Origin of the sequence: Kitasatospora sp. NPDC087314 (assembly GCF_044744365.1) — a bacterium.
Lineage (GTDB): Bacteria > Actinomycetota > Actinomycetes > Streptomycetales > Streptomycetaceae > Kitasatospora.
Genome location: NZ_JBIUYE010000027.1, coordinates 56,697 through 71,918, shown reverse-complemented (window position 1 = coordinate 71,918; position 15,222 = coordinate 56,697). Strand labels below are relative to the sequence as shown.

Here is a 15,222-nt window from a genome sequence, read left to right as displayed (position 1 = left end):
GTCGCCCTGATCACCGACGCCATGGGCGCCGCCGGCATGGGCGACGGCCTCTACCCCCTCGGCCCCCTCCAGGTCGAGGTCAAGGACGGCGTCGCCCGGCTGGTCGAGGGCGGCGCGATCGCCGGCTCCACCCTCACCCTGGACGTCGCGTTCAAGCGCTCGCTCACCGTCAACGGCCTGAGCCTGAACCAGGCCGTCGAATCGCTGTCCACCACCCCGGCCCGCCTGCTGGGCCTCGCCGACTCGATCGGCTCGCTGGAGACCGGCAAGCACGCCGACCTCGTCGTCCTCGACTCCGCGAGCCACGACCTGGTCGCCGTCATGCGCCGCGGCCGGTGGGTCCTCGGCGGCGAGCGCTTCGGCGTGGTGAAGCCCGGCTGACGGCCGCCGGCCCGCACGACGGCCGCCCTTCCCTCCTGGGGACGGGCGGCCGTCGTGCGGGCCGGCTCGGTCGCTCAGCCGTTCGGCTCGACGGTGATCTGGTCGATCAGGATCGACCCGGACGGCACGGTGATGACGACGCTGTTCGGCCCGGCCTGGAACTGCGGGAGTATCCAGGTGTTGTACCAGGCGGCCGCCGGATCCTTGCTGGACCCGAAGTTCTTGAACAGCAGCCCGCTCGGCCAGTCCTTGCCGTTCACCGAGGCCGCGCCCTTGAGGTCCGCGCCGACGTTGTTGAAGTGCACGGTCAGCTTGTACGTCCCGGCCGTGGCGATCTCGCCGTTCCAGGTCACCGAGCCGCCCGGCTGGAGCGTCAGGTAACTGCCGTCCGCGGACTTGCTCCCCTTGATGCCGTTGCCGGACGGCGCGTTCTGGGCCTGCAGCTGGCCCGCGTCCACGGTCAACGGGCCGGCCGCGACGGTGGCGCTCGCCGAGGGCGAGGCGGTCGGGGACGAACCGCCGGACGCCGAGGTGGTGGGGGAAACCGCGGCGGAGGTCTGGGCGCCGCCCTTGGCGGTCTTGTCGGTCTCCGGGTCGCCCGTGGAGAGCGCGATCCCGGCCCCGATCGCGATGGCCGCGACCACCGCGACCGCGCCGATCACCGCGCCCTTGCTCCGGCCGCCGCTCGGCCGCTCCTCCCCCGGCTGCGGCCGGGAGTGCTCGGCGTAACGGGTCTGCTGGGTGGGCGCGCTGCCGTACTCGGGTTGCTGTTGCTGCTGTTGCTGGTACGGCTGGCCACCGGGGTAGCCCTGCTGCGGCCCGCCCTGCTGGCCGTAGGGGGCCTGCTGCGGCCGCGGCTGGTAGGGCTGCTGGCCGTACTGCGCCCGGCCGACCTCCATCGGGCGGCTGTACGACGTCCGGGGCACACCCTGCTGCGGCTCGGCCGACTGCCCGGCGGAGCCCTCGGCCGGGCGGTAGAGGTAGCCGAACGGGTCGTCGTCCTGCGGGGCACCGCCCCCCTGGCCCTCGGGCACTCCGTTGTTGCCGGCGGTCGTCACGGTGGTCAACTCCCCCATCCGGTTCGCGCCGCGGGGCTGCGGGCCGCCGGCGCAGATCATGGACGCTGTCGTACCCGGGAACCCTACCTGCCCTACGTGACAGCCGGAAAAGAGCCCTTGACAACCCGTGGGTAACCTGGGCCGCCCGGCGCGCTCTCAGCCCGCCCGCCGGTGCGAGCGCTCGCCCCGCGCGCCCCGCACCGCGCCGCCCCGGGCCCGCTTCTCGTCGTACATCCGTTCGTCAGCGGTGTGCAGCACCTCCTCGATGCTCATCCCGCAGCCCGCCCAGCCGATCCCGAGGCTCACCCCGACCCGCATCGCCCTCCCGTCGATCCGCATCGGCGGGATGATCGCGTTGCGCAACCGGTGGGCCAGGTCCTTGGCCTCCTCACGGCCGATCCCGTCGGCCAGCACGACGAACTCGTCGCCGCCGAGCCGGGCCACCGTGTCGCCGTCCCGGACCGCCTGGCTCAGCCGCCGGGCCACCTCGACCAGCACCGCGTCGCCCGCGTTGTGGCCGAACCGGTCGTTGATCGACTTGAAGCCGTCCAGGTCGCAGAAGAGCACCGCGAGTCCCTTGTCCGCCAGGGCGGCCGCCGCGCCGGAGCGGAACGGGGCGGACCACGCCTCGCCGCCCGGGCCCTGGTCGGCCGGGACCACCGCGTGCACGTGCTCCCCGTAGCCCGGGGCGAGGCCGGGCAGCGGGCCGCCCTCGGGCATCCCGTAACCGTGCACCGTCCCGGCGTACCGGTCCGTGCCCTCCAGCCGGTCGTAGGCGGCGTGCGCGCTGTAGGAGTCGACCGGGTAGCCGTACGGCGCCGGGTAGGCCGACTCGCCCGGACCGGCGGCGGCCCCGACGGTCTGCGGCTCGCCGCAGAGCCGGCGGGCCAGCCGGGACTTCAGTTCGGCACTGTTCGGCAGGCCGGTGAGCGCGTCGTGGCTGGCCCGGTGGGCGAGCTGGAACTCGTGCCGCTTGCGGTCCTCGATGTCCTCCACGTGGGTGAGCAGGAAGCTCGGGCCCTCGGCCGCGTCCGCCACGATCGAGTTGCGCAGGCACACCCACTGGTAGCCGCCGTCCCGCCGGGACAGCCGGAGTTCCGCCCGGCCGCTCTCGGCGCTGGTGCGCTCCAGCAGGGCCCGGTCCTCGGGGTGGACGAGGTCGACGAAGCTCTGCTGGCGCAGCACCGCGCGGGGGCGGCCGAGCAGGCGACAGAGCGCGTCGTTGACCCTGGTCAGCTGGCCGCGCCCGGCGCCGTGCAGTTCGGTGATGGCCATCCCGCTGGGCGCGTACTCGAAGGCCTGGCGGAAGCTCTCCTCGCTGGCCCGCAGCGCCTGCTGCTCCTTCTCCAGGCGGGCCAGCGCGCGTTGCATCTCGGCCCGCAGCCGGGCGTTGCCGATCGCGATGGAGGCCTGCAGCGAGAACATCTCCAGCGCCTCGCGGGTCCACGCCCCGGGCCGCTTGCCGCTGCGCGGGCGGTCCACCGAGAGGACGCCGAGCAGGTCGCCGCCGGCGCTGTACATCGGGGCGAGCAGGCCGTCGGCGGGGTGCCAGTCGTTGGCGTAGACGGGCAGCGGGCCCTCCCCGATCCAGCGCGGGATGTCGCTGGCGACGGCCCAGCCGCGGTCGTACGGGAGGAAGCGCAGGGTGCCCCAGTGGTCGCTGACGCCGAGCAGCCGGTCCCAGGATTCGCGTGAGCCGACCTGGCCGAGCAGGACGGAGGGGCCGCCCATGGCGCTCTCCTCCAGCTCCCAGACGGCCGCCACCACGAGGTCGCCGTCCGGGCGGACCAGGCTGACCGCGGCGGCGTCGAAGCCGAGCCCGTGCACCGCGCCCTCGACGACGGCCTGCAGCGTGCCCGCCAGGCTGCGGGCAGCGTTGAGGTCCGCCACGACCCGGTGCAAGGTGCGGAGGGTCGCGAGACGGACGTACGGCTCCGACTCGGCTTCCATGCGGGGGCTCCCCGGCTGCTTCGGATAGTTCTTGATTGGTTATCGTCCGATTGCCAGAAGAACTGAATCACAGGGAGCACAGCGTTCGGCACGCTCGGTCAGCAATAGGCCGCCACTTGTGACTTAAATCACACGACACTAATGCACCCTTAATCAGCTCATCCGCCCCATAGCGGGACACAGAGCGCTATCGGAACATTTCACGTGGTCGACCGCATCGGCCCCGCGCTGAAGTCGACTGCCGCCCGGCAGACGTCTCGCTTCACTCCTGAGAGTGAGCCCCGTCACCAGCCGTAACCCGCCACTGCACCGGTGGTCCTACGACCTTGGCCCGATGCCGATTCCGGCGGCCGCCGACTACCGTGCGGTACGTGTACCCGTCCCCGCAGCCCGAAGCTGCCCCCCACGCCACGCCCGACGAATTCCGGGCCGCACTCTCCCAGCTCGCCTCCGGCGTGAGCCTCGTGACCGTCCACGACCCGGAGGACGGCGAGGACGGCGAGGACGTCGGCATGACGGCCACGTCCTTCCTCTCGGTGTCGCTGGAACCTCCGCTGGTGCTGATCTCGGTCCGCGAGGACTCCCGGATGGACGAGGTGCTCTCCCGGACCGACACCTGGGCGGTCTCGCTGCTCGGCGAGGGGCACAAGGCACTCGGCTCCCGCTTCGCCATGAAGGGCCGGCTCAGCGACCGGCTGCTGTTCGCGGACACCCCGCACCACCGCGGCCCGCGCTCCGGCGCCCCGCTGATCGACGGCGCGCTCGCCACCGTCGAGTGCCGCACCGAGCAGCGGATACCGGCGGGCGACCACACCCTGCTGCTCGGCCGCGTCCTGGAGGCCACGGTGCCCGACCCGGCCGGCCGCCCGCTGCTCTACTTCCGCGGCGGCTACCGCACCCTGGGCTGAGCCGCCCCGCACGGCGGGCTACTCGCCCCTGGGCGCCTGTCGCCCCTGCTTCAGCTCGGAGCGGTGCCGCTTGTTGGACAGCCGCCGCTCGACCATCCCCCGGCTCGGCCGGGTCGCCCGGCGAGCCTTCGGCGGCGGGGCGCACGCCTCGGTCAGCAGCGCCGACAGCCGGGCCGCGGCCGCCTCCCGGTTGCGCCACTGCGAGCGGAACTCCGAGGCGTGGATCACCAGCACCCGGTCGTCCACCAGCCGCCCGGCCAGCCGCTCCAGCGCGCGCTGGCGCCACACCTCGGGCAGCGCCTTGGACGCCGCCAGGTCGTAGCGCAGCTCGACCTTGCTGTCGGAGGTGTTGACGTGCTGGCCACCGGGGCCGGAGGAACGCGAGAAGCGCCAGACGAGCTCGGCGTCGGGGACGACCACCGACCCCCGTACGCGGATGGGCTCGGGCATGCGTCCATCATCCCGCGCCCGCCCCGCCCGGTCACGCGGTTATCGCGACGGGCGACGGCCCGGTTCCGCGCCACTGCCCGCAGCCCGGACAATGGCGTACGTGATCGAGCTCGGCTACTCCCTCTCCAACCGCTTCCCCGACCCCCCGCAGACGGACTACCGCTCCGCCCCGGTGCGCGCGCTGCGGTACGACCTGTTCTGCGGCGACGTCTACCTGGACGCCGAGGGCGCCGAGCTGTCCACCGCCTGGGGGTGGGTGCCGGTGCTCGACTTCGCCTGGGCGCTGTGCGACATCGCCGAAGAGCTGGACCGCGACCCGGACGGCGGCCGGGCCGCCCGGGTGCAGACCGCCGACCTCGACTTCACCCAGAACACCGAGCTGCTGCGGTTCGCCCGCCGCTTCAACTGGGTCGAGATCACCGCGACCTGGCTCCCGGACGAGCCGCCCGCCGTGGTCCGCCACGGCGAGCTGCGGCGCGAGGCCCGGGACTTCCTCCAGGACACCCTCGCCGACCTCTTCGATATGCACCCCGAACTGGCCGACAATCCGAACATCTGGTCGCTGCAGGGACGGTTCCCCCGGGTCTGACCCGGGTATTACCCCACCTTTGCCCGGCATTGACGGGCAAAGGCGAGCACGAAGAATTCACGAACTTCGCGGAACCAACCCACCGGACTATTGCGTTGTCCCGGGAAAAGCGAACGAAGGGACTGCAATCGCCATGCCAGTGAGCCTCTCCAAGGGTGGCAACGTCTCGCTGACCAAGGAGGCCCCCGGCCTGTCCGCGGTCAGCGTCGGCCTGGGCTGGGACGTCCGGACCACGACCGGCGCCGAATTCGACCTCGACGCCAGCGCGATCGTCCTGAACGCGGACGGCAAGGTGCTGTCGAACGGGCACTTCGTCTTCTTCAACAACACCAGCAGCCCGGACAACACCGTCGTGCACACCGGCGACAACCGCACCGGCGAGGGCGCGGGCGACGACGAGTCGATCAACGTCAACCTGGCCGGCCTGCCGGCCGAGGCGGTCAAGATCACCTTCCCCGTCACCATCTACGACGGCGTCGCCCGCGGCCAGAGCTTCGGCCAGGTCCGCAACGCCTACATCCGCGTGGTGAACGCCGCCGGCGGCGCCGAGATCGCCCGCTACGACCTCTCCGAGGACGCCGCGACCGAGACCGCGATGATCTTCGGTGAGCTCTACCGCAACGGCGGCGAGTGGAAGTTCCGCGCCGTCGGCCAGGGCTACGCCTCCGGCCTGGCCGGCATCGCCCAGGACTTCGGCGTCCAGCTCTGACGCCCCGCCGGGCCCCGGCGGAACACCCGGAACACCGCGGCGGGGGGGGGGGGGGGGGGCCCCCGGCCCCCCCCCCCCCCCGCGCCGCGCCCCCCCCCCCCCCCCCCCCCCCCCCCCCCCGGCGGGGCCCCCCCCCCCCCCCCCCCCCCCCCCCCCCCGCTTCCGTTCTCGATCCTCGCGAGCCGCCCGCCCGGGGCTCAGCGCGAGGCGCGCAGCTCCGGCAGCTGGATCAGCTCGGTCTCGTCCTCCGGGGTCAGGTCCACCACCTCGGGTGCGCCCGGCGCCGTCCCGTCCGCCGGCTGCGGAGCCTGCGGGTCGGCCGCGGCCGCCTGGGCCTCCTGCGCCTCGACCTTCGCCTGCGCGGCCACCGCCTCGTCGCCCACCACGTCCGCCAGGTCCGTACGCTCCCCCAGCTCGGCGATGCTGCCCACCGCCGGCGCCGGGGCCGCCGCCCGTACGGCCGCGCCCGCGCCCGCGTTGCGGCCGAAGAAGCTGAAGCCCTGCCCGCGCGCCGGACGCGGCCGCTGTCGCTCCACCGTCGTCGGCGGCACCGACGGCGACGACGCCGACGGCGTCGCGGCCGGAGCGGACGGCGTCCCGCCGAGCTGCCCGACCGTGGCGGTCAGCGCCGGACGCACCGGCGCGGGCTGCACCGGCGTCTTGGCCGCCGGGGCCTCGGCCACCGGAGCCTGCTCCGGGGTGGGCACCGCAGGAGCCACCGGAGCCGGCACTGCGGGCGTCACAGGGGTGGGCGCGGGTGCCGGGGCCGGAGCCTGCGCGACAGGCGCCGTACGCGCCCGCAGCGCGACCTCCGCGCCCGCCGTCCGCGCCCGCTGCTCCTCCTGTGCCGCCGCCCGCCGCTCCAGCAGCCGCAGCACGGCCGCGGCCCGGACGAACGCGGCCGGGCTGGCCGGGTACTTGGGACGGCTCGCGGCGAGCGCCCGCTGGGCCGCCTCGGCCTCCTTGAGCGCCTGCTCGGCCACCGCCACGGCCCGCTCCCGCAGCAGCCGGGCGATCTCGGTCTCGGCCTTCGCCAGCCGCGACTTCTCCGCCGTGAGCCGCCGCCCGAACCGGGTGGCCCGCTCCTCGGCGACCTCCGCCGCGTACTCGGCCTCCGCCAGCTGTTCCTCGAACCGTTCCTCGGCCCGCAGCCGCTGCGCGGCGGCCATCTCGGCGGCCGCCCGGGCCACCTTGTCCCGCTGGCGCAGCAGCAGCGCGAAGCCGAGTGTCGCGATCACCGCCGCGACACCCACCGAGCGCACCAGGATGGTGTCCTGACTGAAAAGCAGAGCGGCCAGCGCGGCTACGAGCAGCACGCCGGCGGCGGTGGGGGGAAAGATCCGGCCGAGGACGGAGGAATGACGGTGGCGTCCGCGAGACATGCCAAGAAACTAGCGTGCGAATTGGGGCCGTGTCAGCCCAGGGTCCTCTTCCGCCCTTGACAGTGCGCAGGTTTTACCGCGCGTGCCCGGCGTTTCACCCAAGATCACGAGAAAATGCCTGCTCAGCGGTGCGAAGGCGCCGGACCGCCCGGATCGTCGTGGTTCTCCGGCAGCTTGCACACGTGCTGCAGCCAGAGCGACGCCGCGATCACCGCGGCCCCCGCCAGTACCGCGAGCCCGGCCGTGACGGCCTGGTCCTTGCGTGCCGACACGTCCAGCTCGCCCAGCAGGAAGATTCCCGCACCCGCGTAGACGCCGGTGGCCACCGCCGAGACCAGCGCGCTGGCCTGCCCCAGCACCACCGCCCGGGCCGCCAGCAGCGGGTCGACCCCCTTCGCGCCGGGCTGCCGCTCGCGCACCGCCTTCAGCCGGGCCCGCAGCGAGAGCGCGGTCGCCAGCAGGATCACCGCCACCGCCGCCAGCACCACCGGGGCCGCGACCGGCACGGCCGGCAGCGTGTCCAGGGAGGCCCACAGCTTGGCACCGGCCCAGGACAGCGCCGTGGTGACAGCGGTGATGCCGACCAGCAGGCGGAGGCGAAGCAGCTTCACTCGGAGGGGGTCCTTCCCGGGGTTACCAGAACCGGCCGTCGCCCGGTGGGCCCGGTGCGGCGGCGCCAGGCCACCGTACCGGGCCCGACCGGGCGGACACCCGCGCGAACGGCGGACACCTACTCGGACGGCCGGGCCCCCCGGCCGAGTTCCCCGGCCGGGCCCCCGGCGCGGCCGGTCACTCCGGCAGCGTCAGCCGGATGTCGTCCCGCCGCCGGACGCCCTGCGCGCCCGGGCCGCCGAGCGCCTCCAGCAGCTCGCCGACCTGCCCGTGCCCGGGCACCTCGGCCTCCGGCTGGGCGTCCAGCCAGGGGGCGAGCACGAAGGCCCGCTCGTGCGAGCGCGGGTGCGGCAGCAGCAGCTGCGGGTCGTCGCTGAGCACGCCCTCGTAGGCCAGGATGTCGACGTCCAGGGTCCGCGGACCCCAGTGCACCGTCCGGACCCGGCCGAAGGCGTCCTCGATCGCGTTCCCGCGTTCCAGCAGGTCGCGCGGGGGCAGCGAGGTGCGCAGCACGACGACGGCGTTGTAGTAGTTGGGCTGTTCCTCGGGCCCGCCGACGGCCTCGGTCTCGTAGACCGCGGAGACGGCCTTGATCTTGAGCCCGGGGGTGTCGGCGAGGGCGTCGACGGCGCCCTGGAGGGTGTCCAGGCGGTTGCCCAGGTTGCTGCCGAGCGCGATCACGGCGCAGCGCTGGCTGTGCAGTGTGGTGTCGGCGGAGTCCACCCGGCTCTCCAGGTCGAACGTGGTCGGCGAGGCGGTCGGGTCACTCGTACTCATCGGACGTCCTCTACTAAGGCAAACGGGGCTCTGCGACTGGAACGCGGCGCGCGACGGCGGTCACGCACGGCCCCGGTGGATGGTCACGGTCACGTCGTCGAACGGCACGGTGATCGGGGCGTCCGGCTTGTGCACCGTCACCTCGACCTCCTCGACCGCGTCGTGCTTGAGGCACTGGTCGGCGATGCGCTGGGCCAGGGTCTCGACCAGGTCGACCGGCTCCCCGGCGATGATCGCGGTGACCTCCTCGGCCACGATGCCGTAGTGCGCCGTGCGGGTGAGGTCGTCGCCGGACGCGGCGGGGCGGGTGTCCAGGTACAGCACGAGGTCGACCACGAAGGTCTGGCCCTCGACGCGCTCGCGCTCGAAGACGCCGTGGTGCCCCCGGGCACGCAGACCCCGCAGGGTGATGCGGTCCAGCAAACGAATCACTGCTCCCAGTCGGACGGGCCCCACCCGGGGAATGGCATGGACGGGCAGGGCGAAGGCGGGCAGCACACCCGCCACTCCGTTTCGAATCTACCCGCGGGTGCTGACAACGTCTGACCGTCCTACCCGGCACGAACCGTCGCCACGCGCACCGGAATGGCGATTGACGTGAACGTTCGGTGACCACTCGGAAATTCCCGGGCGACCTCCCGGGGGCATTTCCCCGAGACGGCCCCGATCAGTCCTCGTCGTCCTCGTCGCCGCTGGTCAGGACGGGTGAACCGTGGTGCGACCAGAGCTTCCACCCGGCCGGGGTACGGCGGAACAGATTGGTCGAGACGACCTTTCCGCCGACCAGCGGGCCGAGTTCGCCCTCCTCCTCCGCCTCGCCGCCGGAGAGGATGTTCTCGGTACACGTGACAAGGGCCACATCTCCGTGGACCTCGGCCTCGACATCGGTCAGGAAGAACTGGATGTACTCCGTGTTCATCATGATCAGCATGTACGAGCGGGTCACCTGCGCGCGCCCGCGCAACACCGGCCAGCCGGGGTGCACGCACACCACGCCGCCCTTGTCGTCCGCGTCCGCGGCGCCCAGCCAGGCGTCCTCGACCGCCTCCAGGTCCCCCTCCTCCAGCGCCTGGTAGAGCGCCCGGTTCGCCGCGAGCACCGCCTCCAGGTCCGCCTCGCGGGCCCGACCGGCCGTCCCGCCGCTCAGCCTGCCGTCACCTGTCACAGACCCTCCCTCACCCCTTGTCGGGCCGCGTGCTGCCAGGCCGCGACCACCCGGACGGCATCCGCCGTGCCGGACACGTCGTGCACCCGCACCGCCCAGGCGCCGGCCTGGGCCGACAGCACCGACACCGCGGCGGTCGCGTCGTCGCGCTCCCTGGCCGGGCGCAGCGCCCCGGATTGCGGGTCGGCGAGCAGCGTACCCAGGAACCGCTTGCGCGATGCGGCGACGAGGACGGGACGGCCGAGCGCGGTGAGCGCGTCCAGGCGGCCGAGCAGCGCCCAGTTGTGCTCGGCGGTCTTGGCGAAGCCGAGCCCCGGGTCGAGGATCAGCTGGTCCTCCTTGACCCCGGCCGCCAGCAGCGCGTCGACCCGGACGGTCAGCTCGGCGACCACGTCCGCCACCACGTCCCGGTAGACCGCCAACCGCTCCATGTCCGCGGACTGGCCGCGCCAGTGCATCACCACGAACGGGGCGCCGGTGTCGGCGACCACCCGGGCCATCGCCGGGTCGGCCAGCCCCCCGGAGACGTCGTTGACGATCGCGGCGCCGGCCTCGACGGCCTGCTCGGCGACGGAGGCCCGCATGGTGTCGACGGACACCACCATCCCGGCGCCGGCGAGCTCGCGCACCACCGGCAGCACCCGGCGCAGCTCCTCCTCCTCGGGCACCCGCTGCGCACCGGGCCGGGTGGACTCGCCCCCGACGTCCACCAGGTCCGCGCCGCGGGCGCGCAGGGCGAGCCCGTGTGCGATCGCCTTGGCGGGGTCGTGCCACAGGCCGCCGTCCGAGAAGGAGTCGAGCGTGACGTTGACCACGCCCATCACGGCGCAGCGGTCGAGCCGCGGCAGTCCGGCCGGCAGGGAGAAGGACGGCGAGTTGCTCATGCCCTCATTATCGAACGGGGCCCCCGCCGAGCATGCTCGGCGGGGGCCCCGTTCGCGAACGGCGGTGCCTCAGGCGGCCTCGGTGACCTCCCGGGCACCCGGGGTGGGCATCAGGCCCTCCCGCTGGCGCCGGCGGCCGAAGCGCGGCATGCCGAGGGTGATGAAGGCCTCGGCCTGCATCGCGGCGAAGCCGATCCGCGGCAGGTCCCGGGTGTTCGGGAAGACCAGGAAGCGCGGCTCCCACTCGGGCTGGAACTTGGCGTTGAACTTGTACAGCGACTCGATCTGGAACCAGCGCGAGAGGAACACCAGCAGTCCGCGCCAGGCCCGCAGCACCGGGCCGGCGCCGATCCGCTCGCCGCGGGCCAGCGCCGAGCGGAACATCGCGAAGTTGAGCGACACCCGGCGCACGCCCATCGCGGGCACGGCCTGCAGGGCGGCCACGATCAGCAGCTCGTTCAGGCCCGGGTCGGCGGCGCGGTCGCGGCGCATCAGCTCCAGCGAGATGCCGTCCGGCCCCCAGGGCACGAAGTGCAGCACGGCCTTCAGGTCGTCGCCGCTCTCGCCCTCCTCCGGGGCCTTGTGGGCGGTGACCACCACGCAGTCGTCGTCCAGCGGGTCGCCGAAGCGCCCGAGGGCCATCGAGAAGCCGCGCTCGGTGTCGGTGCCGCGCCAGCGGGCGGCGGCGTCGGCGATCCGGTACTTCTCGTCCGCGGTGAGGTCGGAGACCCGGCGCACCTGGCAGGAGTAGCCGTTGCGCTCGATCCGCTTGACCATCTGGCGGACGTTGCGCATGGCCCGGCCGGCCAGCGAGAAGGTGGCGGTGTCGACGATCGCCTCGTCGCCCAGCTCCAGCGCGTCCAGGCCCGCCTCGCGGGTCCAGACCTCGCCGCCGACCTCGCTGCAGCCCATCACGGCCGGCACCCAGGCGTGCTCGCGGGCCTCGGCCATGAACACCTTGATCGCGCCCGGCCAGGCCTCGACGTCGCCGACCGGGTCGCCGGAGGCCAGCATCACGCCGGAGACCACCCGGTAGGAGATCGCGGCCTTGCCGGTGGGCGAGAACAGCACGCTCTTGTCGCGGCGCAGCGCGAAGTAGCCGAGCGAGTCGCGCTCGCCGTGGCGGGCCAGCAGCGCGCGGACCTTGTCCTCGTCCTCCGCGGTCAGCTCCGGCTTCGGCTTGCCCGGGCGCAGCGCCAGGTAGGCGGTGGTGAAGGCGGTCAGCAGGCCCAGCCCGCCGAGCAGGTAGGCGACCAGGTCGGACATCCGGACGTTGTTGTACCGGACCGGCCCCTCGAAGCCGAACAGCCCGTACACGACGTGCTGGAGCCGCTCGGACAGTGCCGGGTGGCCGATCTCGTACTTGGTCCGGGTGCTCACGATCAGCAGGCCGAGCAGCACGCTGACGGCGCCCATCACGATCAGGTTGACCAGTGCCCGCCAACGGGTGCGCGGGTCGGCCTTGGCGTAGAACTCGCGCTGGTGCACCAGCATCACGGCGAAGACCACCAGCGAGACGACCGCCGGGCCGACCTGGTGCCAGCGCACGATGTGCAGCGCCGCACCGACCGGCAGCAGCACGCACACCGCCCGCCAGGCCCGCCGCTTGCGCCGGCGCAGCGCGTGCGCCAGCAGCACCAGCAGCAGGCCGACCATCATCGTCCCGACCGCGGCCAGCGAGGTGGTGCCACCCGGCAGCTGCCCGGTGAAGGTGTGCATCCTGGAGTGCCGGAGCTTGGGGAACACCGCGCTGGCGATGTCGAGCAGCCCGATCAGCAGACAGGCGTACCCGACCGCGCCGGGTAGCCAGGCCCTCGGCACGGCCGCCGCCTGGGTGCGCAGCGTCTGCAGACCGCGACGACGACGCGGCTGCTCGGGGCTCGGCTCAACGGACACGGGATCGCTCATGGGAGCTCAGCGTAGAGGCTGCGGGGCGCTGCCCGGGCACTCCGGGGGAGCACGTGTGATGGACCTTCATGCCTATTCCTTCATCAGGCAATGCGTATACCAAGGATCCGGAAACGGTCGGTAATCCGGTGCCGTGGGCGCGCTGCGGTTGAGCCGGGGGTGGGAGCCGGGGCCCTGCCACCGCGTGGCGCGGCAGGGCCCTCCGGTACGCCGTACGTACGGTGGACGCCGCATTCTAGGGCGCCGGTTGCCTGCGGCTCCCCCCACCCTCCCGGCCGGTCCGGGCATCCGGACAGCCTAGCCGCGGTGGCCCGAGCTGACGGTCCGCCAGACGATGAAGCGTGCACCGACAGTGTCCCATCGGAAGGCCGACGGCATGGAACTGACCAGCGACGCGCTGGTGAACTCGCTGCTCGCACTCGGGGCTGCGGCTCTCGTCACCACCCTGTGGCTCTGGCCCCGGCTGGCGCGCCAGCGCCCGCTCCCCGTCCTCGGCCGCATCGGACTGCTGACCGTCACTCAAGTCTCGGTCGTGGCCGTGCTGGCGCTGGCGGTGAACAACTCCTTCGGGTTCTACACCTCGTGGGACGACCTGCTCAGCCCCGGCGGCGCCAAGCTCGCGCTGACCAGCAACGAGAACCACAAGGGCGGCGCCCCGGCCTCGGACGAACTGATCCAGCCGACCAACGAGGGCGGGCTGGAGACGATCACCGACCTGCCCAAGGGACCGCCCGAGGAGGTCGGCAAGGTCGAGTCGGTCCGGGCCACCGGCAAGGAGACCGGACTGTCCGACCAGATGTTCGTCTACCTGCCGCCCGAGTACTTCGACCCCAAGTTCGCCCTGATCCGCTTCCCCGTCCTGGTCTCCATCGCCGGCTTCCCCGGCACCACGCTCAACCTGGTGAAGGAACTGCCCGTCCTGCGCACCGCGGCGGAGCTGCAGAAGTCCGGCAAGATGCCGCCGACCATCGTGGTCATGGCCCGCCCGACCGTCGCCCCGCCGCGCGACACCGAGTGCGTGGACGTCCCCGGCGGCCCGCGCGCCGAGACCTGGTTCACCAAGGACCTGCCCGAGGCGCTCCGCACCACCTACCGGACCGGCCGCTCGGCCGCCTCCTGGTCCGTCTTCGGCTACTCGACGGGGGGCAGCTGCGCGCTGCGGCTGGCGATGCGCTTCCCGAACGTCTACAGCAGCGCGGTGGGCCTGCACGGCGACTACAAGGTCAAGGAGGACCAGTTCACCGGCGGCAGCCTGTTCGGCGGCGACAGCGCCCTGGCCCAGCAGAGCGACCTCAACTGGCGGCTGAAGAACCTCCCGGCCCCCGCCCTCTCACTGCTGGTGGTCTCCTCCCGCAAGGAGGGCGACTTCGACCAGACCCTCCAGTTCGTCGACCACGCCCAGCAGGTCGCGGCGGCCAATCCGCAGTTCAAGGTCGACTCGCGCTACCTGGACGACGGCGGCCACAACTTCGACAGCTGGACCCGCGAACTGCCGTCCTCACTGGAGTGGATCGGCGGGCATCTCGGCTGACGCAGGCGGGTGACTACCGGCCGGTCCCCCGGACCGGCCGCCCACCCGGGGGAACGTATCGCGACCGCCCGTCCCACCCCGCCCGTCCCACCCCGGCGGGCGCCGCCCCGGATCCACGCAGGAGGCGCCGTGCTGAGCACCCGCTCGCTCTTCAACGAGATCTACCGGAACGACCAGGCGTACCAGCTGTTCTGCAGCATCGCCGCCGGCGGCGAGGACCAGGGCGGCTGGGAGAACGAGCGGATCACCGCCCTCACCCGGGATCCGGTGCTGGCCCCCAAGGTCGCCCGGCACGGGGCCGACGAACGCAAGCACGGCCGGATCTTCACCCGGCTGCTGAACAGGCGCGGCCTGCCCAGGGTGCCCGTCCCGGACGAGGCCGACTACTGCATGCTGCTGGAGCGCCAGGGCGTCGGCCTCTCGCACGAGCGGCTGAACAGCGACCTCCCGCTGACCGAGCGCGAGATCATCACCTACCTCGTGCACAGCCGGGTCACCGAGCAGCGCGCCGCCGAGCAGATGCGCCAGCTGGTCAAGGTCTTCGGGAACCACCCCGAGCTCGGCCGGGCGATGCGGATGATCTCCGCCGACGAGGACAACCACCTCGCGTACTGCCACGAGGAGCTGCTGCGGCTCGCCGCCGAGGGCCACGGCCCGTACATCCGGCACGCCCTGGAGACCAGCGCCCGCGGCGAGATCCGCACCCACCGGGACGTCGGCCTCGCGGTGACGTCCCGGATGGCGGGGATCCTGCGCTGGCCGCGCTGGCAGCTGGCCGTCGTCACCCTCGGGGTGCACGCCCGCTACCTGTACGACCGCGCCTTCGGCTGGCGGCGGATGGTGACGCTGCGCATGCCCGAGCGCCGCAACGCCCTGGGTACCCCGGCCCCGCCGCACACCGGGCCCGAGGTGCCCTGA

Annotated in this window: 16 protein-coding genes; 6 read left to right on the top strand and 10 right to left on the bottom strand. The window is 73.3% G+C overall.

What is annotated here, in order from left to right; genetic code table 11:
* On the top strand, positions 1–381 hold a 381-nt coding region (locus ACIO5E_RS38350), incomplete at its 5' end, for an amidohydrolase family protein (RefSeq protein WP_400676961.1).
* A gap of 74 nt (positions 382–455) precedes the next feature.
* Here ACIO5E_RS38350 and ACIO5E_RS38345 read toward each other — a convergent pair.
* Together ACIO5E_RS38345 and ACIO5E_RS38340 are read right to left on the bottom strand one after the other, a co-directional pair.
* Complete coding sequence (locus tag ACIO5E_RS38345; RefSeq protein WP_400676959.1) at positions 456–1,499, bottom strand: hypothetical protein; 1,044 nt, start codon at positions 1,497–1,499, stop codon at positions 456–458.
* Between the two features lie 96 nt (positions 1,500–1,595).
* Positions 1,596–3,389: a diguanylate cyclase domain-containing protein gene (locus ACIO5E_RS38340; protein WP_400676956.1), complete on the bottom strand. Its 1,794-nt coding sequence runs from the start codon at positions 3,387–3,389 to the stop codon at positions 1,596–1,598.
* Between the two features lie 371 nt (positions 3,390–3,760).
* On the opposite strand from ACIO5E_RS38340, the gene ACIO5E_RS38335 reads away from it, so the two are divergent.
* Positions 3,761–4,297 carry a flavin reductase family protein gene (locus ACIO5E_RS38335; protein WP_400676953.1) on the top strand — a complete coding sequence of 179 codons (537 nt, stop codon included), beginning with the start codon at positions 3,761–3,763 and terminating at the stop codon, positions 4,295–4,297.
* Between the two features lie 18 nt (positions 4,298–4,315).
* Here ACIO5E_RS38335 and arfB read toward each other — a convergent pair whose 3' ends face one another.
* Entirely contained in the window at positions 4,316–4,747 is a 432-nt protein-coding gene (gene arfB / locus ACIO5E_RS38330; protein ID WP_400676950.1) for an alternative ribosome rescue aminoacyl-tRNA hydrolase ArfB, read from the bottom strand.
* Between the two features lie 91 nt (positions 4,748–4,838).
* Between arfB and ACIO5E_RS38325 the strand changes: the two genes are divergently transcribed.
* Both ACIO5E_RS38325 and ACIO5E_RS38320 read left to right on the top strand, forming a co-directional pair.
* Positions 4,839–5,336 (top strand): hypothetical protein, encoded by a 498-nt coding sequence (locus ACIO5E_RS38325; RefSeq protein WP_400676947.1) that lies wholly within the window; start codon positions 4,839–4,841, stop codon positions 5,334–5,336.
* A gap of 133 nt (positions 5,337–5,469) precedes the next feature.
* Positions 5,470–6,045 carry a TerD family protein gene (locus ACIO5E_RS38320; RefSeq protein WP_280685474.1) on the top strand — a complete coding sequence of 192 codons (576 nt, stop codon included), beginning with the start codon at positions 5,470–5,472 and terminating at the stop codon, positions 6,043–6,045.
* Between the two features lie 197 nt (positions 6,046–6,242).
* On the opposite strand, the gene ACIO5E_RS38315 is transcribed toward ACIO5E_RS38320, so the two are convergent.
* The 7 genes from ACIO5E_RS38315 to ACIO5E_RS38285 form a co-directional block, all read right to left on the bottom strand.
* The gene (locus tag ACIO5E_RS38315; RefSeq protein ID WP_400676945.1) at positions 6,243–7,427 is read right to left on the bottom strand and encodes a hypothetical protein; all 1,185 of its coding nucleotides are present in this window, start codon (positions 7,425–7,427) and stop codon (positions 6,243–6,245) included.
* 122 nt (positions 7,428–7,549) lie between these two features.
* Positions 7,550–8,038 (bottom strand): DUF3180 domain-containing protein, encoded by a 489-nt coding sequence (locus ACIO5E_RS38310; RefSeq protein ID WP_400676942.1) that lies wholly within the window; start codon positions 8,036–8,038, stop codon positions 7,550–7,552.
* 178 nt (positions 8,039–8,216) lie between these two features.
* The gene (gene folK, locus ACIO5E_RS38305) at positions 8,217–8,816 is read right to left on the bottom strand and encodes a 2-amino-4-hydroxy-6-hydroxymethyldihydropteridine diphosphokinase (RefSeq protein ID WP_280685471.1); all 600 of its coding nucleotides are present in this window, start codon (positions 8,814–8,816) and stop codon (positions 8,217–8,219) included.
* Between the two features lie 60 nt (positions 8,817–8,876).
* Positions 8,877–9,236 carry a dihydroneopterin aldolase gene (gene folB, locus ACIO5E_RS38300; RefSeq protein WP_400676966.1) on the bottom strand — a complete coding sequence of 120 codons (360 nt, stop codon included), beginning with the start codon at positions 9,234–9,236 and terminating at the stop codon, positions 8,877–8,879.
* 247 nt (positions 9,237–9,483) lie between these two features.
* Positions 9,484–9,981, bottom strand: a complete 498-nt coding sequence (locus ACIO5E_RS38295) for a nuclear transport factor 2 family protein (RefSeq protein ID WP_280685470.1) — start codon at positions 9,979–9,981, stop codon at positions 9,484–9,486.
* Complete coding sequence (gene folP / locus ACIO5E_RS38290) at positions 9,978–10,865, bottom strand: dihydropteroate synthase (RefSeq protein WP_400676938.1); 888 nt, start codon at positions 10,863–10,865, stop codon at positions 9,978–9,980. The genes ACIO5E_RS38295 and folP overlap by 4 nt, the downstream gene beginning before the upstream one ends.
* Positions 10,866–10,934: 69 nt before the next feature.
* The gene (locus tag ACIO5E_RS38285) at positions 10,935–12,773 is read right to left on the bottom strand and encodes a phosphatidylglycerol lysyltransferase domain-containing protein (protein ID WP_400676935.1); all 1,839 of its coding nucleotides are present in this window, start codon (positions 12,771–12,773) and stop codon (positions 10,935–10,937) included.
* 376 nt (positions 12,774–13,149) lie between these two features.
* Here ACIO5E_RS38285 and ACIO5E_RS38280 point away from each other — a divergent pair, with 376 nt between their 5' ends.
* On the top strand, positions 13,150–14,304 hold the full coding sequence (locus tag ACIO5E_RS38280; RefSeq protein ID WP_400676932.1) for an alpha/beta hydrolase: 1,155 nt from the start codon (positions 13,150–13,152) through the stop codon (positions 14,302–14,304).
* 129 nt (positions 14,305–14,433) lie between these two features.
* Positions 14,434–15,222: a ferritin-like domain-containing protein gene (locus tag ACIO5E_RS38275; protein ID WP_400676929.1), complete on the top strand. Its 789-nt coding sequence runs from the start codon at positions 14,434–14,436 to the stop codon at positions 15,220–15,222.

What these genes read in the sequence shown, in the direction of transcription:
- ACIO5E_RS38345 (WP_400676959.1), bottom strand. Translation starts at nt 1,499, where the DNA reads ATGATCTGCGCCGGCGGCCCGCAGCCCCGCGGCGCGAACCGGATGGGG.
- ACIO5E_RS38340 (WP_400676956.1), bottom strand. Translation starts at nt 3,389, where the DNA reads ATGGAAGCCGAGTCGGAGCCGTACGTCCGTCTCGCGACCCTCCGCACC.
- arfB (WP_400676950.1), bottom strand. Translation starts at nt 4,747, where the DNA reads ATGCCCGAGCCCATCCGCGTACGGGGGTCGGTGGTCGTCCCCGACGCC.
- ACIO5E_RS38325 (WP_400676947.1), top strand. Translation starts at nt 4,839, where the DNA reads ATGGCGTACGTGATCGAGCTCGGCTACTCCCTCTCCAACCGCTTCCCC.
- ACIO5E_RS38320 (WP_280685474.1), top strand. Translation starts at nt 5,470, where the DNA reads ATGCCAGTGAGCCTCTCCAAGGGTGGCAACGTCTCGCTGACCAAGGAG.
- ACIO5E_RS38315 (WP_400676945.1), bottom strand. Translation starts at nt 7,427, where the DNA reads ATGTCTCGCGGACGCCACCGTCATTCCTCCGTCCTCGGCCGGATCTTT.
- folK (WP_280685471.1), bottom strand. Translation starts at nt 8,816, where the DNA reads ATGAGTACGAGTGACCCGACCGCCTCGCCGACCACGTTCGACCTGGAG.
- folP (WP_400676938.1), bottom strand. Translation starts at nt 10,865, where the DNA reads ATGAGCAACTCGCCGTCCTTCTCCCTGCCGGCCGGACTGCCGCGGCTC.
- ACIO5E_RS38285 (WP_400676935.1), bottom strand. Translation starts at nt 12,773, where the DNA reads ATGAGCGATCCCGTGTCCGTTGAGCCGAGCCCCGAGCAGCCGCGTCGT.
- ACIO5E_RS38280 (WP_400676932.1), top strand. Translation starts at nt 13,150, where the DNA reads ATGGAACTGACCAGCGACGCGCTGGTGAACTCGCTGCTCGCACTCGGG.